Origin of the sequence: Nocardia sp. NPDC005745 (genome assembly GCF_040630775.1) — a bacterium.
In the GTDB taxonomy this organism is placed as follows: domain Bacteria; phylum Actinomycetota; class Actinomycetes; order Mycobacteriales; family Mycobacteriaceae; genus Nocardia.
This window is the reverse complement of record NZ_JBEXYF010000013.1, coordinates 86,429-105,167: the sequence shown is the minus strand read 5'-3', so window position 1 is coordinate 105,167 and position 18,739 is coordinate 86,429. Positions and strand designations below refer to the sequence as shown.

The 18,739-nt window shown below is 69.7% G+C and carries 19 protein-coding genes; 12 read left to right on the top strand and 7 right to left on the bottom strand.

Annotated features, from left to right (window positions below; translation table 11 throughout):
• Positions 1-6 precede the first annotated feature (6 nt).
• Together ABZ420_RS16010 and ABZ420_RS16005 are read right to left on the bottom strand one after the other, a co-directional pair.
• On the bottom strand, positions 7-990 hold the full coding sequence (locus ABZ420_RS16010) for a glutamate ABC transporter substrate-binding protein (RefSeq protein ID WP_357122689.1): 984 nt from the start codon (positions 988-990) through the stop codon (positions 7-9).
• The gene (locus tag ABZ420_RS16005) at positions 987-2,366 is read right to left on the bottom strand and encodes a hypothetical protein (RefSeq protein WP_357122686.1); all 1,380 of its coding nucleotides are present in this window, start codon (positions 2,364-2,366) and stop codon (positions 987-989) included. Before ABZ420_RS16005 ends, ABZ420_RS16010 begins: the two co-directional genes overlap by 4 nt.
• A 184-nt stretch (positions 2,367-2,550) precedes the next feature.
• On the opposite strand from ABZ420_RS16005, the gene ABZ420_RS16000 reads away from it, so the two are divergent.
• Positions 2,551-3,243 (top strand): NUDIX hydrolase, encoded by a 693-nt coding sequence (locus ABZ420_RS16000; protein WP_357122683.1) that lies wholly within the window; start codon positions 2,551-2,553, stop codon positions 3,241-3,243.
• A 9-nt stretch (positions 3,244-3,252) separates the two neighbouring features.
• Here the strand turns inward: ABZ420_RS16000 and thiE are convergent, their stop codons facing one another.
• The gene (gene thiE / locus ABZ420_RS15995) at positions 3,253-3,951 is read right to left on the bottom strand and encodes a thiamine phosphate synthase (RefSeq protein WP_357034825.1); all 699 of its coding nucleotides are present in this window, start codon (positions 3,949-3,951) and stop codon (positions 3,253-3,255) included.
• 58 nt (positions 3,952-4,009) lie between these two features.
• On the opposite strand from thiE, the gene thiO reads away from it, so the two are divergent.
• Genes thiO through ABZ420_RS15980 form a run of 3 tightly spaced genes read left to right on the top strand, consistent with a single transcriptional unit; the run spans position 4,010 to position 6,076 of the window.
• Positions 4,010-5,083 carry a glycine oxidase ThiO gene (gene thiO, locus ABZ420_RS15990; protein WP_357122680.1) on the top strand — a complete coding sequence of 358 codons (1,074 nt, stop codon included), beginning with the start codon at positions 4,010-4,012 and terminating at the stop codon, positions 5,081-5,083.
• Positions 5,080-5,298, top strand: coding sequence for a sulfur carrier protein ThiS (gene thiS, locus ABZ420_RS15985; RefSeq protein WP_357122677.1), 219 nt, complete (start codon positions 5,080-5,082; stop codon positions 5,296-5,298). The genes thiO and thiS overlap by 4 nt, the downstream gene beginning before the upstream one ends.
• Positions 5,291-6,076, top strand: a complete 786-nt coding sequence (locus ABZ420_RS15980) for a thiazole synthase (RefSeq protein WP_357122674.1) — start codon at positions 5,291-5,293, stop codon at positions 6,074-6,076. The genes thiS and ABZ420_RS15980 overlap by 8 nt, the downstream gene beginning before the upstream one ends.
• A gap of 174 nt (positions 6,077-6,250) precedes the next feature.
• Here the strand turns inward: ABZ420_RS15980 and ABZ420_RS15975 are convergent, their stop codons facing one another.
• Together ABZ420_RS15975 and ABZ420_RS15970 are read right to left on the bottom strand one after the other, a co-directional pair.
• Positions 6,251-7,237: an aldo/keto reductase gene (locus tag ABZ420_RS15975; RefSeq protein WP_357122671.1), complete on the bottom strand. Its 987-nt coding sequence runs from the start codon at positions 7,235-7,237 to the stop codon at positions 6,251-6,253.
• 212 nt (positions 7,238-7,449) lie between these two features.
• Positions 7,450-7,923, bottom strand: coding sequence for a DUF6194 family protein (locus ABZ420_RS15970; protein ID WP_357122668.1), 474 nt, complete (start codon positions 7,921-7,923; stop codon positions 7,450-7,452).
• Between the two features lie 63 nt (positions 7,924-7,986).
• Between ABZ420_RS15970 and ABZ420_RS15965 the strand changes: the two genes are divergently transcribed.
• Complete coding sequence (locus ABZ420_RS15965; protein ID WP_357122665.1) at positions 7,987-8,703, top strand: MerR family transcriptional regulator; 717 nt, start codon at positions 7,987-7,989, stop codon at positions 8,701-8,703.
• 393 nt (positions 8,704-9,096) lie between these two features.
• On the opposite strand, the gene ABZ420_RS15960 is transcribed toward ABZ420_RS15965, so the two are convergent.
• The gene (locus tag ABZ420_RS15960; RefSeq protein ID WP_357122662.1) at positions 9,097-9,261 is read right to left on the bottom strand and encodes a hypothetical protein; all 165 of its coding nucleotides are present in this window, start codon (positions 9,259-9,261) and stop codon (positions 9,097-9,099) included.
• Between the two features lie 141 nt (positions 9,262-9,402).
• Between ABZ420_RS15960 and ABZ420_RS15955 the strand changes: the two genes are divergently transcribed.
• From ABZ420_RS15955 to ABZ420_RS15940, 4 genes are all read left to right on the top strand, one after another.
• On the top strand, positions 9,403-10,590 hold the full coding sequence (locus ABZ420_RS15955; protein ID WP_357122659.1) for a helix-turn-helix domain-containing protein: 1,188 nt from the start codon (positions 9,403-9,405) through the stop codon (positions 10,588-10,590).
• 292 nt (positions 10,591-10,882) lie between these two features.
• On the top strand, positions 10,883-11,887 hold the full coding sequence (locus tag ABZ420_RS15950; RefSeq protein WP_357122656.1) for an ABC transporter ATP-binding protein: 1,005 nt from the start codon (positions 10,883-10,885) through the stop codon (positions 11,885-11,887).
• Positions 11,887-12,654, top strand: a complete 768-nt coding sequence (locus ABZ420_RS15945; RefSeq protein WP_357122653.1) for an ABC transporter permease — start codon at positions 11,887-11,889, stop codon at positions 12,652-12,654. The genes ABZ420_RS15950 and ABZ420_RS15945 overlap by 1 nt, the downstream gene beginning before the upstream one ends.
• 463 nt (positions 12,655-13,117) lie before the next feature.
• Positions 13,118-13,936 carry an adenylate/guanylate cyclase domain-containing protein gene (locus ABZ420_RS15940; protein ID WP_357122893.1) on the top strand — a complete coding sequence of 273 codons (819 nt, stop codon included), beginning with the start codon at positions 13,118-13,120 and terminating at the stop codon, positions 13,934-13,936.
• Here the strand turns inward: ABZ420_RS15940 and ABZ420_RS15935 are convergent.
• Positions 13,933-14,100, bottom strand: coding sequence for a hypothetical protein (locus ABZ420_RS15935; RefSeq protein ID WP_357122650.1), 168 nt, complete (start codon positions 14,098-14,100; stop codon positions 13,933-13,935). The two genes, ABZ420_RS15940 and ABZ420_RS15935, sit on opposite strands and share 4 nt — an antisense overlap.
• 178 nt (positions 14,101-14,278) lie before the next feature.
• Between ABZ420_RS15935 and ABZ420_RS15930 the strand changes: the two genes are divergently transcribed.
• From ABZ420_RS15930 to ABZ420_RS15920, 3 genes are read left to right on the top strand one after another with little or no spacing between them, the layout of a single operon-like run.
• A complete protein-coding gene (locus ABZ420_RS15930) occupies positions 14,279-15,994 on the top strand; it encodes an acyclic terpene utilization AtuA family protein (protein WP_357122647.1) in 1,716 nt (571 codons plus the stop codon).
• Positions 15,991-17,142 (top strand): acyl-CoA dehydrogenase family protein, encoded by a 1,152-nt coding sequence (locus tag ABZ420_RS15925; protein WP_357122644.1) that lies wholly within the window; start codon positions 15,991-15,993, stop codon positions 17,140-17,142. The genes ABZ420_RS15930 and ABZ420_RS15925 overlap by 4 nt, the downstream gene beginning before the upstream one ends.
• Complete coding sequence (locus tag ABZ420_RS15920; protein ID WP_357122641.1) at positions 17,139-18,737, top strand: carboxyl transferase domain-containing protein; 1,599 nt, start codon at positions 17,139-17,141, stop codon at positions 18,735-18,737. Before ABZ420_RS15925 ends, ABZ420_RS15920 begins: the two co-directional genes overlap by 4 nt.
• The last annotated feature ends 2 nt before the right edge of the window (positions 18,738-18,739 follow it).

The window sequence follows — 18,739 nt, the reverse complement described above, 5'->3', positions numbered from 1 at the left end:
GGCCGGTCAGTCCTGATAGGTAGGGGCGGGCGGGGCGGGAACGGGACCGAGGACGGTGAGATATTTCTGGTACAGCCCGACCCACGTGCCGTCGTTACGGATGCGTTCCAGCGTGCCGTTGACGAATCGCACGAGATCGTCGTTGCCTTTGGTGATGCCGATGCCGTACGGCTCTTCGCTGATGCTGCCGCCGACCAGCTCGGTGTACGGGTCCTGCGCGGCCAGGCCCGCGAGGACGGCGTCGTCGGTGCTCACCGCGTCCACCTGGCGCTGTTGCAGGACGACCAGGCAATCGGCCCAGCTCGGTACGGCGAGGATGGTCGCGGCGGGTTGGTCGCGGCGCATGTGCTCCAGCGACGTGGTGCCGGAGACGATGCACACCCGTCGGCCCGCCAGATCGGCCAGACTCCGGATCCCGGAGTTCTTCACCGCGAGCACCCGTTGGTTGGCGTGGAGGTAGACGGTGGAGAACGCGACCTTCTCGCGCCGCTCACAGGTGATCGTCATGGTTTTGGCGACCAGGTCCACGGTGCGGTTCTGCAACGCGGTCTCGCGCTCGGCGGAGCCGAGACTGCGGAATTCGATCAGATCCGGGCTGCCGAGCAGGTCGCGGGCCACCTCCCTGGCGATGTCGGCGTCGAAACCGACGATGGCGCCGGAGATCGGGTCACGGTAGCTGAACAGATTGCTGCCGGTGTCCAGGCCGACGAGCAGCCTGCCGCGCGCCCGGATCGCATCGATCGTCGGTCCGTGCGCGCCCGCCCCCGCGCCGCTCGGGCGCAGACTGGCGGTCGGGTCGCCGCATCGCGGTGTGCCCGGCGGCGGCGGGACCGGCGAATCGGTAAGCACCGGAACGGCTCTGGCGGGAAACGGGGAATCGGTGTACTTCGGCGTCTTGGTCGACACCGGCGCGCTGGAATCGCTCGCACAGCCGCCCGTCAGCGCGACCACGAGGACGGCGGCCACCAGAATGCCGCGGGAGGATCTCATCGGTACTCCCGAAGCCGGGGCCATATGCCCAGTCCGACATAGCCTGCCGCCAGGACGCCGAGCACCATCGCTCCCGCGCCCAGGAAGTCCAGGACGCGCGCGGCCTGGGAGATCTCGTCGCGCAGCGTGTTCCTGGTCGCGGCGATACCTTGCTCTAGCGAACGGTCCAGCGCCTCCACCTGCACGGTGGCGTCGGCGGAGCCGGGACCGGTAGCCACCACGGCCGCGCTGTTGAAATCGCCCTTGGCCAGCGCGTCGTTCATCCGCTGATGCGCCACACGCCAGCGCGCCAGCGCCGGAACGGCGTTGCGCACCTCGCCCGCCGCGGGCGCGGAGCCGGGATAGTTGCCGATCAGATCGGCCAGCCGTTCGATGTCCGCGTCGTAGGTGCGGTCGTAGTCGCCGGTCGCGTCCCGGCGAACCAGTTTCAACGTCTCCGCGGCGCGCGCCTGCTGCGCCAGGATCCGGCTCTCGGTCAGACGCGAGGAAGGTACCGCCCCGTCGTCGCGGGCGCTGATCATCGACGCCGCCGACACCGAACCCGCGATCACTGTCCACGCCAGCAGGATCAGCATGGCCACCGACGCGAGCAGCAGGCCGGGATTGAGCACCCGCCGCCAGCGTCGCGCCAGATCCCGCTGCACCCAGACCAGCACGCCGAGGGTGAGGATCAGCAGCCCGATGGCGCCCCACGGCGGGCGCACGTGGTTGCGCTGCGCGTCGGTCACCGCCGCCGAGCGATGGTTGTGCAGCTCCTCGGCCATCGGTAGCAGCGTCGTCTGCATCTGGTTGGACGCCTCGCTCAAATACGCGGCGCCGACCGGATATCCGCTGCGATTGTTCGTCCGTGCGGTTTCCACCAGACCTGAGTACACCGGCAGGCCGGTGACTATGCCGGTGCGCAGCCTGGCATCCGGATCGATCGCCGCCCCCGGCCCCGCCCGGTCGGATTGGGTCACCAACTCCGCGGCTGCTTCGCCCAGTGCCTGCGTGTAGCGATCGCGCACCGCCTGCGGCTCCAGCCCGCCCGCGATGAAGGCCGTGCTCGCCGCGGCGTCGGCGATCGACAGCGAGGTGTAGAGCCGATGCGCGGAATCGGCGTCCGGTTCGGTGTCGTAGAGCAGCACGTCCAGGCTCTGCTGCCGGTCACCGACCGTCGCGGCGGTCATCGAACCCGCGGCCAGGCACAATCCGATCAGCAGCAGCCCGAGCGCGATCAGCCGTCCGGGTGAGGAATTGGCGAACGAGCGCAGGTTGGCCAGGTCGAGACGTTCGCGCACCACCGCGACGCTCAGCCCGCCCGGATCGTCCCGACCGGCGGCCTCGGGCACGGACGATGGCCGGAGTTCGGCCGTCGTCGGCTCGGAGCTAGCCATGTCCACCTCCCCAGTTTGGGCCGCGTACGCGGATTTCTCGACGGTTGGACCGAAGATCCGATCGACCCGTGCGTGTTGGTGCGGAGTTTATTGTGGTCGTACGGGAGCCGTTGCGTGTGAAACACCCTCGGTTGGGAGGAAACGATGGTGGGCGCTGCCGCAGCTGGACGAGGATGGGTACGAGATGCGTGGTGACGGTGACGGTTGGTCGCTGGGCCCGGACGGGCTGCGGCACTGGGGTCGCTTCGGCGCCGCCGGACTCCTCCTGCGCGCTCCGCTGGCCGAGGGCGGTTCGGCGGTGCTGCTGCAACACCGCGCTCCGTGGAGTCATCAAGGCGGCACCTGGGCATTGCCCGGCGGGGCGCGCGACAGCCACGAGACGCCCGTGCACGCGGCGGTCCGCGAGGCTTGGGAGGAGACGGGCATCGACCCCGCCGACGTCCGGGTGCGCGGCGAGCGGGTGACGGCGTCGGCCTTGAGCGGCTGGACCTACACGACGGTCGTCGCCGACGCGGTGATGACGCTCCCGACCACCGGTAATCGCGAAAGTACCGAGTTGGCCTGGGTCCCCGAGGACGAGGTCGACGCCCGCCCGCTGCATCCGGGCTTCGCGGCGTCCTGGCCCACCCTGCGCGCCGCGCCCGCGCGGGTGCTGCTCGCCGAGATCGCGGGCGACCGAGCCGTCGCCGCCGCGCTGCCGCGCACGCTCGACCTCGCCGACCTCGGTTTCGTCTGGCTGCATTCGGATCCGGCCGGGCCCGGCGATTACGCCAGGATCATCGACGAGCCGGGCGCGCAGGTCACGGAGCCCGCCTCGGCCGGAAGCACGGCGGTGGAGACCGCGCTTTCGTTCACCCGCGGACAGGTGCTTTCCTGACCGCGCCGCTCACGCGTTCGCCAGCAGCGCCGTTTTCAGCTCGCGCGCGGCGGCTTCCGGATCGCGCGCTTCGGTGATCGCGCGCACCACCACGACCCGCTTCGCTCCGGCTTCCAGCACTTGCGCGAGGTTCTCGGCGTTGATCCCGCCGATCGCGAACCAGGGCCGGGTGGGATGGGCTTCCGCGGTGGAGCGGATCAGTTCCGGGCCCGCCGCCTGCCTGCCCGGTTTGGTCGGGGTCGCCCAGATCGGTCCGGTGCAGAAGTAATCGATGTGCTCGTCGATCGCGGCGAGCCCGGCCTGCGCGCGATTGTGCGTGGATCGTCCGATCACCACCTCGGGCCCGAGAATCCGGCGCGCGTACCAGGGCGGGAGGTCGCCCTGCCCGAGGTGCAGCACGTCGGCGCTGGAGGCGAGGGCGATGTCGGCGCGATCGTTCACCGCGACCAGCCCGCCGTGCCTGCGCGCGGCGGATTTCAGTTCGGCCAGCGCGCCGAGTTCGGCCCTGGCCTCGAGCGGACCGAACTTCGCTTCGCCCGGTGATCCCTTGTCTCTGAGCTGGATGATGTCGACTCCGCCTGCGAAAGCGGCCTCGGCGAACTTCGCCAGATCGCCCTTCTCCCGGCGTGCGTCGGTGCAGAGATACAGCCGCGCGTTCGCCAGACGCTCCCGCGGCGAGGCGGGTCGATTGGGGTGGGAGGGTTGCACGCCTTCGACCGTAGCCGCGCTACCGTGGGGATGCGAAACAGGAGGCAGGTGGATCGGGATGCGGACTCTGGCCGTCGTCGGTGGCGGCGCCATCGGGCTCGCCGTGGCCTGGCGGGCCGCCGAGGCCGGTTGGTCGGTCACGCTGCTCGATCCGGCGGTCGCGACCGGGGCCTCCTGGGTGGCCGGAGGAATGCTCGCACCGCTGTCGGAAGGCTGGCCCGGCGAGGACCGGGTGCTGGAATTCGGCGCGGCATCGCTGGCCCGCTGGCCCGCCTTCGCCGCCCGGCTCGAAGCCGCGACCGGCGTGTCGGTCTTCGTGGCGGACGAGACCATGACCGTCGCGCTGGACGCGGCCGACGCGGCCGACCTGCGCACCGTGGCCGACTGGGTCGGCAGCCGCGGGCACGAGCTGCGGATGCTGGACCGCGCAGGAGTTCGCGAGCGGGAACCCGGCCTGGCCCGAACAGTGCGCGCCGCGCTGCTCGCGCCCGCCGAACCCGCGATCGACAACCGCAAGCTGCTCGCCGCACTGCGGCAGGCGGCCGAGACGGCGGGCGTCGTGGTGCGCGCCGAGTCCGTAGACTCGCTGACGGAACTTCCACACGACCAAGTCGTGCTCGCGGCGGGAGCCGCGTCGGCGGCGTTGTGGCCGGAATTGCCGGTCCGCCCGGTCAAGGGCGAGATCCTGCGCCTGCGGCACCGGCCGGGCGTCGCCCCCGCGCCGCGCCGGGTGATCCGGGCCCGGGTGCACGGGCGGGCGGTATACCTGGTGCCGCGCGCGGAGGGCATCGTCGTCGGCGCCACGCAGTACGAAGCGGGTTTCGACACCGCCGTCACCGTAGCGGGCGTTCGCGATCTGATCGCCGACGCGGAGGCGGTGTTCCCCGGCATCGGCGAATACGAACTCGCCGAGGCCGGCGCCGGTTCCCGGCCGGGCAGCCCGGACAACCTGCCGCTGATCGGCCGGCTCACCGACCGGATCGTGGTGGCCACCGGGCACGGCCGCAACGGCATGCTGACCGTGCCGCTCACCGTGGACGCGGTGACCGGCCTGCTCGGCGGGGCGGTGCTGCCCGAAGCGGAAGTTGCCGACCCGCAACGCTTTTCGACGACTGTAGGAGGAAGTAGATGACGCTGTCATCCGTCCCCATCGGTGTCACGGTGAACGGCGACGAGCACGAGTTCGCCGATCCACTGACCGTACGCGAGCTGCTGGAGCGCCTCGACCTGCCGTGCCGGGGCGTCGCGCTGGCGGTGGACGGCGCGGTGTTCCCCAAGTCGCGCTGGGACGAACCGGTCGGGCGCGGCTGGCAGATCGAGGTGCTGACGGCGGTCCAAGGTGGCTGAGGCCGCGGCGGAAGCCGGGAGGGCCGACGCGCCGCTGCGGATCGCGGACCGCGAGTTCGGTTCCCGCCTGATCATGGGCACCGGCGGCGCGGAGAACCTCGCCGTCCTGGAGGAGGCGCTGATCGCCTCCGGCACCGAGTTGACCACCGTGGCCATGCGGCGCATCGACGCCGCGGGCGGCACCGGCGTGCTCGACCTGCTGAAACGACTGGACATCGCGCCGCTGCCGAACACGGCGGGCTGTCGCACCGCGGCCGAAGCGGTGCTCACCGCGCAGCTGGCGCGCGAGGCGCTGGACACCGACTGGGTGAAGCTGGAGGTGGTCGCCGACGAGCGCACCCTGCTGCCCGACCCGATCGAACTGCTCACCGCCGCCGAACAACTCGTCGACGACGGGTTCGTCGTGCTGCCCTACACCAACGACGACCCGGTGCTGGCCCGCCGCTTGCAGGACGCAGGCTGCGCGGCCGTGATGCCGCTCGGCGCGCCCATCGGCACCGGCCTCGGCATCGGCAACCCGCACAACATCGAGATGATCGTCGCGGACGCCGAGGTCCCGGTCATCCTGGACGCGGGCATCGGCACCGCCAGCGACGCCGCCCTCGCCATGGAACTCGGGTGCTCGGCGGTACTGCTCGCCACGGCCGTGACCAGGGCTCGCCGCCCCGAACTGATGGCAGCGGCGATGGCGGACGCCGTCCGCGCCGGGTATGCGGCCCGGCTGGCCGGGCGCATCCCGAAGCGGTTCTGGGCACAGGCGTCGTCCCCGGCGCCGTGAGCGGCTTACTCGCGTCCCTGACCCTCCCGGCCAGTTCCCGGAGGCCGTGAACGAGCTCCCGACCCCGGCGGCCACTACTGGGTGGCGAAGGCCGGGCCCGGGCATCACTCGGTAGGCCCGGCCGGTCCGCGGCGGTGGGTGGCGCCGGTCCGGGACGCGCCGTTGTCGCGGGCCTCAGCGGTTGACGAAGGTGAGATTCGTCGAGTCGTAGCGGGTGCCCGCGACCTGCTCGGGCGGGGCGGCGGCCTCGACAGCGGCGAGGTCCTCGGGGGACAGCTCGATGGCCAGGGCCGCGAGGTTCTCCTCCAGATAGCGCTGCCGCCGGGTGCCGGGGATCGGCACCACGTCCTCGCCGCGGTGCTGCACCCAGGCCAGCGCGAGCTGGCCCGCCGTGACCCCCTTCGCCGCGGCCAGCTCGGTCAGCTTCGCGACGATCGCGAGGTTCCGTTCGAGGTTGCCCTCGGCGAAACGCGGCTGGCTGCGCCGCACATCGGTCTCCGCCAAACCCTCGACCGAGTTGTAGCGGCCGGTCAGGAAACCGCGCCCGAGCGGGGAGAACGGGACAAGGCCGATGCCGAGTTCCCGGCAGACCGGCGCGACCTCGGCTTCCGGATCGCGGGTCCACAGCGACCACTCGCTCTGCAACGCGGCGATCGGATGCACGGCGTGCGCGCGCCGGATGGTCTGCGCGCCCGCCTCCGACAGCCCGAGGTGGCGCACCTTCCCCGCCTCTACCAGGTCGGCCATCGCTCCGACCGTCTCCTCGATCGGCACCTTCGGGTCCACCCGGTGCAGGTAGTAGAGGTCGATGTGGTCGACTGCGAGCCTGCGCAGCGACGCCTCGCACGCCTGCCGCACGTAGGGGGCGTCGCCACGGATGTGGGTGGGCTCGCCCAGGCGGTTGGCGAAGCCGAACTTCGTGGCCAGCACCACCTCGTCACGGCGCTGCGCGATGGCCCGCCCGATCAATTCCTCGTTGTGCCCCGCGCCGTAGAAGTCGGCGGTGTCCAACAGGGTCACACCGAGGTCGAGGGCGTGGTGCAGCGTCGCGATCGACTGCGCGTCGTCCGCTTCGCCGTAAGCGTGACTCATGCCCATACATCCCAGACCCTGCGCGGAGACTTCGAGTTCGCCGAGCCGCCGAGTGGAAACGTCGATCATGCTGCAACCTCCTGGGTTCGAATCCGTCGTTGCCGACGCTAGGTGCTGGAGCGCGCTCCATGTCAACAGCGACGATCCGGATCCTCCGCCCGCTTCGAACCCTGCGTTCCGGTCCAATGAAAAATCACGCGCCGCAGCACTTCTCGTTGGGATCAAGATCGGGCATTTTCGTGCCCAAGGCCCAAGTGGCGCATGGTGCCACTCGCGCGGTGTCAATCGCGGGTTGCGGCTGCACGTCGTTCGTAGCGTGAGCGGGCGAGGTCGTAGGCCGTTCGGAGGAGTTCGCGGGTTGGTTCGTCGGTTCGCTGGGCGGGGTTCACCACCGCGAGCCAACCAGCGGAGCCGTAGACAGGGTGTGCGATGACCGTGTCCGTCGCGCTCGGATCGTGATCGGCAGATGGTTCGCGGGGGGAGTGGCCGGTCCACCGGATGAAGGCTTCTTTTCCGGCTGCGATGTTGACTCGGAAGGCGTCCGGGCGGTCCAAGCGGGATTCCTCGTCGCCGGGGTAGTTCTTCGTGACGATCGTCGCGAAGGGTTGGGTCGCCTTCGGGACGACGCCGTCGGGTGAGTAGTAGAAGAACGTGTCGCCCCAGCTGATCTCCGGTGAGCCGTCGCCGGGGCCGGGGCGGAGGGTGTGGACTCCGTCGAGCGCGGAGACGAAGCCGATGATCTCGTCGATGGTCATGTGCTCCAGCGTTTCATTAAGGTGCTTGTGGAGACTTCGGCCGGAAGATCGAGGACCAAAAGCGTGGAAACTCTCAACTCGCGGATACGCACGGTCGATGTGGCGCGGCGCGCCGGGTACTCGGTGCAGCAGATCCGCAATCTCGAGCGGGACGGTGTGCTGCCGCCTGCGCTGCGCACGGCATCGGGCTATCGCGGGTACGGGGAGGTACACGTGCGATCCGCGCTGGCATACCGCGCGCTGGCGGCGGGCGTCGGTCCTGTCGAAGCCAAGCGAATCCTCCGCGCCGTGCGCGACCGCCCCATCCACGAGGCGCTCGCGCTACTCGACGCGGCGCACGCGCGCCTGCACCGTGAGCGAACGGACCTCGCGCTGGCGAAGCGTGCGGCCTCGGCGATCTCGGCCGAGCCGATCGATGACGTTCGTGCGTCCGATTCGATGAGCGTCGCCGAACTCGCCGCCGCGCTGGGCGTACGCCCCTCGACACTGCGGCATTGGGACACCGAGGGACTCGTGGTCCCGGACCGTGCCGCCACACACCGGACGCGGCGGTACTCACCTGCTCAGGTTCGCGACGCTCGGATCGTCCACCAGCTTCGCAGCGCGGGATACAGCGTCGACACCCTTCGGACCTTGATGCCCGACCTGCCGCGCGGCGACCGATCCGCGGACGTCGACGCCGCCCTCGTGGCCAGGGACGCGAGCATCACCGCTCGCTCCCACGCCCTCCTCGACGCGGCGGCCGCGCTCACCCGCGTCATCGCGCTCGCGACCTCCTGATCGCGGCCGTCGGGCTGGCTCGAGACCGCATCGCCGCGATCTCTCGGGCGTCGCGGCCGACCTTTCGACCCGGATCCCGGTATCGGGCGTGCTGCGTGATCCGAGCCCGATCCCCGGTTACGCCGCTCCTGCACGTCGCCGAACTGGTGAGCCGCTGAGGCTTCGGCGCGCCGGTGGTCACGACGTAACCGGATGGGCTGAGTTACCTGTCGCCGACTGTGTTGTCCGGTTCACTGCTCGTGCCGCACTCGCGGAGCCACCGCTCAGCGGACAGCTTGCGCGGGCACGGCGGGGTGCATGTGGCATGGAGCTTCAGCAGGCCCTGCGCGTGCTTCTCATCGACGGGCCAGTTGCTGTCCTCGCAATAGTCCTGGATCCAGCTGCGCCGCGGCGTCATCGCTGCTCCTCGCGGTCGATTCGGTCCATGACCTCACGGAACGGCACGCGCTCGTCCGGATCGTCACCGAACTCGAGTAGCCACGGCAGCACCCAGAACAGCAGGATCAGCAAGCCGCCTACAGCGGCCATGACGATCAAGGTGACAGCGAGTTCGGTCACTCCGGAACCCCCTTGCATTGTGGTGTGTTGGTGGGCACCCGCCGCCGAGGAGTTCGGGGCTCGACCCGGCGCTGGGTGCTACAGAAAGTGTGGTCTGCGGGGACCGCTGCGAATCGCCACAACATGTGGCAGCGTTGAAGCATGGATGAGATGGGGGTCGGAGGACGGACCGCCAGGGCGCGCAAGCTGGCGCGGCTCACACAAACTCAGCTTGCGCACAAGGCAAACTTGTCGCTGTCCCTGTTACGCAAGGTCGAACAGGGTGACCGCCCGGCCTCGCCCGCGTTCATTGCTGCCGTCGCTCGCGTACTGGGGCTGAATGTCGCCGACCTGACCGGACAGCCCTACATCCAGGACCGCACCGACACCGCGGCGCACGCCGCGATTCCCGAACTTCGGCGCGCCATCGTCGCGTTCAACGACGAACCCCTCGCCGGGCCAACCACATTCGAGGAACTGACCGACGCTGTCGACCGCGTACGGGAGGGGATGCGCCGGGCTCACTACTCGGAGCTGACCGCCGACCTTCCCGACGCCATCCGGGGCCTGCACATGCTCGCCGACGACGAGCACTCCAGCCGCCATCGGGAAGCAATCCACTCCACCCTCGCCTACGCCTACAGCAAGGCCATGCTGTTCGCCTACCAATACGGCTACCTCGACCTGGCAGGGCTGGCCGCGGAACGCTGCGGGTGGGCGGCCGAACGCAGCGGCGACCCGATTTGGCCGATCGCTGCCGAGTACAACCGGGCCCTGGTCTTGCTGTCCTCCGGTGCCTATGTCGGAGGATTGCGGACGATTGAACGCGCCCACACCGCCAGCGAGCAACTGGCTACGACGCCTGATCTGCTCGCGGTGCGCGGCGCACTGCACCTGCGCGGGGCCATCCTCTCGGCTCGAGCACTCGATAGCGACGCCGCGGACTCGCACATACAGGAGGCTCGCGGTATCGCCGCGGCGATCGGTGCGGACAAGTACCGCAACTATGGAACCGGGTTCCGACCGTCGAACGTCGACATCCACTCCGTTGCCGTACCCGTTGAACTATCCGATGGAACCACGGCCGTGGCTCGCGCCGAGCAGATCCGCCTGCCCGCGTCGGTGGCGCCGTCGCGCGCCGGGCATCACTGGATCGACGTGTCCCGCGCCTGGCTGCTGCATGGGGACAAGGACCGCGCGCTCGCCGGTCTGGACCAGGCGCGACGGATCGCGCCGGAGCTGACGCGCAACCACCCCCAGGTGCACGAGACAGTGCGGGTGCTCGCCAACGCACGGCGCGGCACCGACCAACTCGCCCGGTTCGCCATGTGGGCCAACATCAAGATCTGACTTGATCGACGCCTACGACCGACCACCGAACGTGGACCGCTCAACACCACGAAGGCCCGCAACCGATTCGTCTGGTTGACCTTCTCTGTTCTGGTGAGCGTGTCACCAACTTGGCACAATTCCGTTCGTACGGGGAATCCACGAGAGTGCGCCAGAGTGGGAAACTACAGCTCACTGGACCTACCCGTACGGGCTTGCACCCACCCGCACACGTCTTCCTCATCCTCGAGGATGATCCAACTCGGCACTATTTACCGACGCGCGCGGCCGCGATTTGCGGAATGCTGGGCGCATGATCGAACTGAGAGGCCTGACCAAGCACTACGGGCAGACCGTAGCGGTGCAGGATCTGTCCTTCACCGTTCGACCCGGCCAAGTGACGGGATTCCTGGGGCCCAACGGTGCGGGCAAGTCGACCACCATGCGGATGATCCTCGGGTTGGACAAGCCCACCGCGGGCACCGCGCTGATCAAGGGCAAGCCGTACCACGAACTGGACCATCCGCTGCGCACCGTCGGCGCGCTGCTGGATGCCAAATGGGTGCACCCGAACCGGTCGGCGCGCGCCCATCTGGAGTGGATGGCCGCGTCCAACGACATCGCCAAGTCCCGGGTGGAGGAGGTGCTGCGGCTGGTCGGCCTTTCGGAGGTGGCGAGCAAGACGGCGGGCGGTTTCTCGCTGGGCATGTCGCAGCGCCTCGGCCTGGCCGGCGCGCTGCTGGGCGACCCGGAGGTGTTGCTGTTCGACGAGCCGGTGAACGGCCTCGACCCGGAGGGCATCCTGTGGATCCGCCGGTTCATGCAGCGGCTGGCCACCGAGGGGCGCACGGTACTGGTCTCCAGCCACCTGCTGTCGGAGATGGCGCAGACCGCCGAGCACCTGGTGGTCATCGGGCGCGGCAAGCTCATCTCGGACTCGACCACCCAGGAGTTCATCGAACGCGCCTCCGAGCAGTCGGTGCGGGTGCGCAGCCCGCAGCTCGACCAGCTGCGCAGCGTGCTCACCTCGAACGGGATGACCATCCGCGAGGACGGCGCGGGAGCCGACGGCCCCGCGCTCATGGTGGCGGGCGTGGCCAGTGACGCGGTGGGCAAGCTGGCCGGCGAGCACAACATCACGCTGTTCGAGCTGGCCCCCCAGCGCGCGTCGCTGGAAGAGGCGTTCATGCGGATGACCGGTGGCGCCGTGCAGTACCACGGCGAAGGCTTCGACCCGACGGGAGCGTCGGGCCCGGATGCGGCAGCTCGCGTAACCGCGGACGGCGGCTCCTACACAGCGATGGGAGGTGCGCTCTGATGGGCGTGCTGGCAGCGGAAAGAATCAAGCTCACCTCCACCAGGTCGCCCTGGTGGTGTTCGGCGATCGTCGTCGCCCTCGCGCTCGGGATGGCCGCGCTGCTCGCCTCGGTGGCGCGCGCGTCCCACGGCAAGGAGGGCGCGATCGACCTGACCGTCTCCACCGCGGTGGCCGGGATCAGCGGCTTCGGCGTGATGGTCCTGATGATCATGGCGACCTTGACCGTGACCAGCGAATATCGCTTCGGCCTCATCCGGACGACGTTCCAGGCGACGCCGCATCGGGCCAAGGTCGTCGCGACCAAGGCCGGGTTGGTCGGCGGGTACGGCGCGGTGCTGACCTTCGTCCTGGTGTTCCTCGCCTACCTGGTGGCCAAGGCGCTGAGCGGACCGGACGCGGGCGTGGCCCTCACGCTGTCCAGCGCGGAGGACTGGCGCGAGGTCTACGGCATCCCGATCTACGCGTTCCTGTGCGTCCTGCTCGCGATCGGCATCGGCGTGCTGGTGCGGCAGTCCGCCGCCGCGATCTCGCTGATCGTGCTGTGGCCGCTGCTCATCGAGGGGCTGCTCGGAGCGTTCGGCAGCTTCGGCCGCAACGTGACCCCGTTCCTGCCGTTCGCGAACGCGAACCACTTCTTCAGCGCCTCCGCGTCCACGGCCACGGCCAACTGGCACTGGGGGCCGTGGGGCAGCCTGCTGTACTTCACCGTCTTCGTCGCGATCGTCTTCGGCGCGGCCTTGGTCGTGGTGAACCAGCGCGACGCGTGACGCACGCGGGCGAGGCCGCTCGACCACCCGAGTCGCCATCCCTCGCCACTCGGGTCGGCGGGGCGCCGACCTTGTCGGGAGGTCCGGCGCTCCGTCCACCGCCCGCCACTGCCCGGCGGACGGTGCGTCGATCGGCCCGGCGCGAATGCTCGCGCCGGGCCGATCGTGCGTGTGAACATCGCGGAAACTATGCCGCATGCCGCTTCCGAGACCCCTTCTCGGCCGAGTAGCCTCGTTTCAGCAACCAGCTCGTTATCCAACGCGGAGCCCGCCGACGTGCTCGCTGTGTTCGTCGCGGAGGTGAGAGATGGCGATGATCGGTAATCTGCCGACGTCAGATCGGCTGAGATACTCTCGGGGCGTGAATGAAACACCTTCCGGCGGCCCCGAGTCGGGGCCGGGGCCGGAGGCCGATGGAGGCGTGCCGCCCGAGGTGGTCATTCCGTTGGAGCCGTCCGATGGGATCGATCCTTCCCGCCGTTCCGGTAGATTCCGTCGCGGGCAGCTGTCCGCCCTGGTGAACGCCGCGAATCAGCGGGCTGATCTGATCGGCGCGCTGCGCAGGGCGCGCCAGCAGCTGCCTGGGGACCCTGCTTTCGGCGATCCGCTGTCGGTTTCCGGGCCCGGTGGCGCGCGGGCGGTGGCGCGCGCGGCGGACAAGCTGGTCGGCGACGCCCCCAGCGCGGCGCGCGAAATCGGTTTCGGGGCCTTGCAGGTCTGGCAGGCCGCGCTGGAGCGGATGGGGCGCGGCAGAGGTAGCCAGGAAATAACTGTCATGTTCACCGACCTGGTGGCCTTCTCGCGCTGGTCGCTGTCGGCCGGTGACGAGGCCACCCTCGAACTGCTGCGCAAGGTGGCCAAGGCCATCGAGCCGCCGATCGCCGAACGCGGCGGTCAGGTGGTCAAGCGCATGGGCGACGGCGTGATGGCGGTGTTCCCCTCGGCGGACCGGGCGATACGCGCCGCGGTGACCGCCAAGCGCAACCTGGCCGACGTGCAGGTGCGCGGCTACACCCCCAACATGCGGATCGGTTTGCACACCGGTTCCCCGCGCGAGATCGGGGGTGACTGGCTCGGGGTGGACGTGACGATCGCGGCCCGGGTGATGGAGGCCGGCGGCAACGGCAACACCATGCTGTCGGAGGCCACGCTGCTGGGGTTGCGGCCGGAGACGCTGGCGGAGCTGGGTTTGACGGTCAAGCAGTATCGCCGCGGCCTGTTCGCGGCTCCGCTCAGCGGCGTCCCCGATGACCTGCGGATCTTCCGGCTGTCCAGGGGCTAACCGAGCCACCAGGCCAGCGCGCCGCCCGCCGCGAGAACGGCGCAGACGACCAGCGCGATCGACAGCGGCCGGGCCGTCTTCCAGGTGGTGTAGGCGCCGCCGAGCAGGAACCCGGCCAGGGCGAACAGAACGATCACGGTGACGTCGCTGGACACCGTGCCCATCTTGCTCCGGCCCGCTCGACCACCGCCGTGCGGGTGGGGATCGTTCGGGGTGCAATTAACAAGCACGCATGCTTGCTTTTTTCTGGCCCGGGTGTGATGCTGGTCGCGGAACGCGGACTTCACGGGTGCGGCATGCGGCCCATCCTGACGGTTCGCCGTACAGGAGGCATTCCCGCTGATGAGTATGCTGGCCGCCGACCCGGACGTGCTCCGGATCGGCAACTGTTCCGGCTTCTACGGTGATCGGCTCGGCGCCATGCGCGAGATGCTGGACGGTGGCCCGATCGACGTGCTCACCGGCGACTATCTCGCCGAGCTGACCATGCTGATCCTCGGCCGGGACCGCATGAAGGACCCGGACCTCGGCTACGCCAAGACCTTCGTCAAGCAGATCGAGGACTGCCTCGGGCTCGCGCTGGAACGCAACGTGCGCATCGTGACCAACGCGGGCGGCCTGAACCCGGCCGGCTTGGCGGCGAAACTGCGCAAGGTGGCCGCCGACCTCGGGCTGGACGCGAAGATCGCGCACGTGGAGGGCGACGACCTCCTCGCCCGCGCCGGTGACCTCGGTTTCGGCGCGCCGCTGACCGCCAACGCCTACCTCGGCGCCTGGGGCATCGTCGAATGCCTGAACGCGGGCGCGGACATCGTGGTCACCGGCCGGGTCACCGACGCGTCGGTGATCGTCGGCCCGGCCGCCGCGCACTTCGGCTGGGGCCGAACCGATTACGACCGGCTGGCCGGCGCGGTGGTGGCCGGGCACGTGATCGAGTGCGGCACCCAGGCCACCGGCGGCAACTACGCCTTCTTCACCGAACTCGCCGATCTGGGCAGGCCGGGCTTCCCGATCGCGGAGATCCGCGCCGACGGCAGCAGCGTCATCACCAAGCACGCGGGCACCGGCGGGGCGGTCACGGTCGACACCGTCGAGGCCCAGCTGATGTACGAGATCCAGGGGCCCCGCTACGCGGGACCCGACGTGACCTCCCGCCTGGACACCATCCGGCTCGACCAGGACGGCCCGGACCGGGTGCGGATCAGCGGCGTCACCGGCGAGGCCCCGCCGCCCCGGCTCAAGGTCTCGCTGAACACGCTCGGCGGCTTCCGCAACGAGATGGAGTTCGTGCTCACCGGGCTGGACATCGAGGCGAAAGCCGAACTGGCGCAACGACAGCTGGAATCCTGGCTGCCGACCCGCCCCGCCGAGCTGACCTGGACGCTGGCCCGCCTGGACCGGCCGGACGCGCAGACCGAGGAGCAGGCCAGCGCGCTGCTGCGCTGCGTGGTCCGCGACCCGGACCCGAACAAGGTCGGGCGCGCCTTCTCCAACGTCGCGGTGGAGTTGGCGCTGGCCAGCTATCCCGGATGCAGTTTCACGACCCTGCCCGGCAACGGATCGCCCTACGGCGTGTTCACGCCCGGGTTCGTCGACGCCGCGGAGGTCCCGCACACGGCGGTGCTGCCCGACGGCACCCGCGTCGGCGTGCCGCCGTCCGCCGAAACGGCCGAACTCGCCGCGGTCGCCGAGCCGCCCGCCCCGGAAGCGCTGCCCGCCGGGGAAACCCGCCGCGCACCGCTGGGGACGATCGCGCTGGCCCGCAGCGGCGACAAAGGCGGTGACGCGAATATCGGCGTGTGGGTCCGCACCGACGAACAATGGCGCTGGCTGGTGCACACCCTCACCGTGGCGCGCGTCAAAGAACTTCTGCCGGAGACGGCCTCGCTGACGGTCACCCGGCATGTGTTGCCCAATCTGCGGGCGCTGAACTTCATCATCGAAGGCCTGCTCGGTCAGGGCGTGGCCTATCAGGCCCGCTTCGACCCGCAGGCCAAGGGACTCGGCGAATGGCTGCGGTCTCGTCACCTCGACATTCCAGTGGAGCTGCTGTCATGACGAAACTCTGGGAAACGCCGGAACGGCGCGAATTGCGCGCCACGGTCCGTGGCTTCGTGGAACGCGAGATCCTGCCCTACCTGGACGGCTGGGAGCGCGCCGGGGAGATCCCGCGCGAGCTGCACAAGAAGGCGGGCGCGCTCGGCCTGCTCGGCGTGCAGTTCCCGGAATCCGCGGGCGGTTCCGGCGGCGACGGCGTGGACGCGATGATCGTGTGCGAGGAGATGCATCAGGCCGGTGCGTCCGGCGGACTGTTCGCCTCGCTGTTCACCTGCGGCATCTCCGTTCCGCACATCATCGCCTCTGGCAACGCCGAGCAGATCGAACGCTGGGTGCGGCCGACGCTGGCGGGCGAGAAGATCGGTTCGCTCGCGATCACCGAACCCGGCGGCGGATCGGATGTCGGGCACCTCACCACCACCGCGCGCCGCGACGGCGATCACTACATCGTCAACGGCGCCAAGACCTACATCACCTCCGGCGTCCGCGCCGACTTCGTGGTCACCGCGGTGCGCACCGGCGGGCCGGGCTCCGGCGGTATCTCGTTGCTCATCGTCGACAAGAACACGCCCGGCTTCACGGTCAGCCGCAAGCTGGACAAGATGGGCTGGCTGGCCTCCGACACCGCCGAGTTGTCCTACATCGACGTCCGGGTGCCGGTGGATAACCTGGTCGGTCCGGAGAACTCCGGCTTCTTCCAGATCGCGGGCGCGTTCGTCAGCGAGCGCGTCGGCCTCGCGGTGCAGGCGTACTCCAGCGCGCAGCGGTGCCTGGACCTGACCCTGGAGTGGGTGCGCGACCGGGAGACCTTCGGGCGGCCGCTGATCAGCAGGCAGGCGGTGCAGAACACGGTCACCGAGATGGCGCGGCGCATCGACGTCGCCCGCGTCTACACCCGTGATGTGGTGCAGCGCAGCGCCGAAGGCGAGACCGATCTGATCGCCGAGGTGTGCTTCGCGAAGAACACCGCCGTCGAGGCGGGCGAGTGGGTGGCCAACCAGGCCGTCCAGCTGTTCGGCGGTCTCGGCTACATGCGCGAATCGGAGATCGAACGCCAGTACCGGGATATGCGCATCCTCGGCATCGGCGGCGGCACGACCGAAATCCTCACCGGACTGGCGGCGAAGCGATTGGGGTACCAGAAATGACCATTCTGCGCAGCGCTCTTGACACCGCGGCGCCCGAGTATGAGGCCGCCGCCGACGCGATGACGGCCAAGCTCGCGGAGGTGGAGGCCGAGTTCGCCAAGGCCATCGCGGGCGGCGGACCGGACAAGCTGGCCCGGCACCGCAAGCGCGGCAAGCTCACCGCGCGTGAGCGCATCGAACTGCTCGTCGACGAGGACTCGCCGTTCCTGGAACTGTGCCCGCTGGCGGGCTGGGGCAGTGAATTCCACGTGGGCGGCAGCACCATCGCCGGGATCGGCATCGTGGAGGGCGTCGAGTGCATGATCGTCGCGCCCGACCCGACCGTGCGCGGCGGCACCTCCAACCCGTGGACGCTGCGCAAGACGTTGCGCATCAACGACATCGTGCGGGAGAACCGGCTGCCGGTGATCTCGCTGGTGGAATCCGGCGGCGCCGATCTGCCCACGCAGAAGGAGGTGTTCGTCCCCGGCGGCCGGATGTTCCGCGACCTCACCCAGGCGTCGGCGGCGGGCATCCCGACCATCGCGCTGGTGTTCGGCAACTCCACCGCGGGCGGCGCCTACATTCCCGGCATGTCCGACCACGTGGTGATGATCAAGGAGCGCTCCAAGGTGTTCCTCGGTGGTCCGCCGCTGGTCAAGATGGCCACCGGTGAGGAGTCCGACGACGAATCCCTCGGCGGCGCCGACATGCACGCGCGGGTCTCCGGCCTCGCGGATTACTACGCGCTGGACGAGCAGGACGCGATCCGCATCGGCCGCTCCATCGTCAAGCGGCTGAACTGGCGCAAGCAGGGCCCGGCTCCGCGCGCCGAGGTGATCGAGCCGCTGCACGACCCGGAGGATCTGCTCGGCATCGTGCCGTCGGACCTGAAGATCCCGTTCGACCCGCGCGAGGTGATCGCGCGCATCGTGGACGGTTCGGACTTCGACGAGTTCAAGCCGCTCTACGGCAGCAGCCTGGTCACCGGATGGGCCGAACTGCACGGCTATCCGGTGGGCATCCTGGCCAACGCGCGCGGCGTGCTGTTCTCCGAGGAATCGCAGAAGGCCACCCAGTTCATCCAGCTGGCCAACAAGACGAACACGCCACTGCTGTTCCTGCACAACACCACCGGTTACATGGTGGGCAAGGAATACGAGCAGAAGGGCATCATCAAGCACGGCGCGATGATGATCAACGCGGTCTCCAATTCGAAGGTGCCGCACATCTCGGTGCTGATGGGTTCGTCCTACGGCGCGGGCCACTACGGCATGTGCGGCCGGGCCTACGACCCGCGTTTCGTCTTCGCTTGGCCCAGTGCGAAATCCGCCGTGATGGGCGGCGCGCAGCTGGCGGGCGTCATCTCGATCGTCGGCCGGGCCGCCGCCGAGGCCAAGGGCCTGCCGTTCGACGAGGAGGCCGACGCCGGGATGCGCGCCATGGTGGAGGCGCAGATCGAGGCCGAATCGCTGGCGATGTTCATGTCCGGGCGGCTCTACGACGACGGAGTCATCGACCCGCGCGACACCCGCACCGTGTTGGGAATGTCCCTGTCGGCCATTCACAATGCCCCGATCAAAGGCGCCGACGGCTTCGGCGTCTTCCGAATGTGAGG

Excerpts from the sequence above, each read along its gene's own strand:
- ABZ420_RS16010 (WP_357122689.1), bottom strand. The coding sequence starts at position 990 with ATGAGATCCTCCCGCGGCATTCTGGTGGCCGCCGTCCTCGTGGTCGCG.
- ABZ420_RS16005 (WP_357122686.1), bottom strand. The coding sequence starts at position 2,366 with ATGGCTAGCTCCGAGCCGACGACGGCCGAACTCCGGCCATCGTCCGTG.
- ABZ420_RS16000 (WP_357122683.1), top strand. The coding sequence starts at position 2,551 with ATGCGTGGTGACGGTGACGGTTGGTCGCTGGGCCCGGACGGGCTGCGG.
- thiO (WP_357122680.1), top strand. The coding sequence starts at position 4,010 with ATGCGGACTCTGGCCGTCGTCGGTGGCGGCGCCATCGGGCTCGCCGTG.
- thiS (WP_357122677.1), top strand. The coding sequence starts at position 5,080 with ATGACGCTGTCATCCGTCCCCATCGGTGTCACGGTGAACGGCGACGAG.
- ABZ420_RS15975 (WP_357122671.1), bottom strand. The coding sequence starts at position 7,237 with ATGATCGACGTTTCCACTCGGCGGCTCGGCGAACTCGAAGTCTCCGCG.
- ABZ420_RS15970 (WP_357122668.1), bottom strand. The coding sequence starts at position 7,923 with ATGACCATCGACGAGATCATCGGCTTCGTCTCCGCGCTCGACGGAGTC.
- ABZ420_RS15955 (WP_357122659.1), top strand. The coding sequence starts at position 9,403 with ATGGATGAGATGGGGGTCGGAGGACGGACCGCCAGGGCGCGCAAGCTG.
- ABZ420_RS15950 (WP_357122656.1), top strand. The coding sequence starts at position 10,883 with ATGATCGAACTGAGAGGCCTGACCAAGCACTACGGGCAGACCGTAGCG.
- ABZ420_RS15945 (WP_357122653.1), top strand. The coding sequence starts at position 11,887 with ATGGGCGTGCTGGCAGCGGAAAGAATCAAGCTCACCTCCACCAGGTCG.
- ABZ420_RS15935 (WP_357122650.1), bottom strand. The coding sequence starts at position 14,100 with ATGGGCACGGTGTCCAGCGACGTCACCGTGATCGTTCTGTTCGCCCTG.
- ABZ420_RS15930 (WP_357122647.1), top strand. The coding sequence starts at position 14,279 with ATGAGTATGCTGGCCGCCGACCCGGACGTGCTCCGGATCGGCAACTGT.
- ABZ420_RS15925 (WP_357122644.1), top strand. The coding sequence starts at position 15,991 with ATGACGAAACTCTGGGAAACGCCGGAACGGCGCGAATTGCGCGCCACG.
- ABZ420_RS15920 (WP_357122641.1), top strand. The coding sequence starts at position 17,139 with ATGACCATTCTGCGCAGCGCTCTTGACACCGCGGCGCCCGAGTATGAG.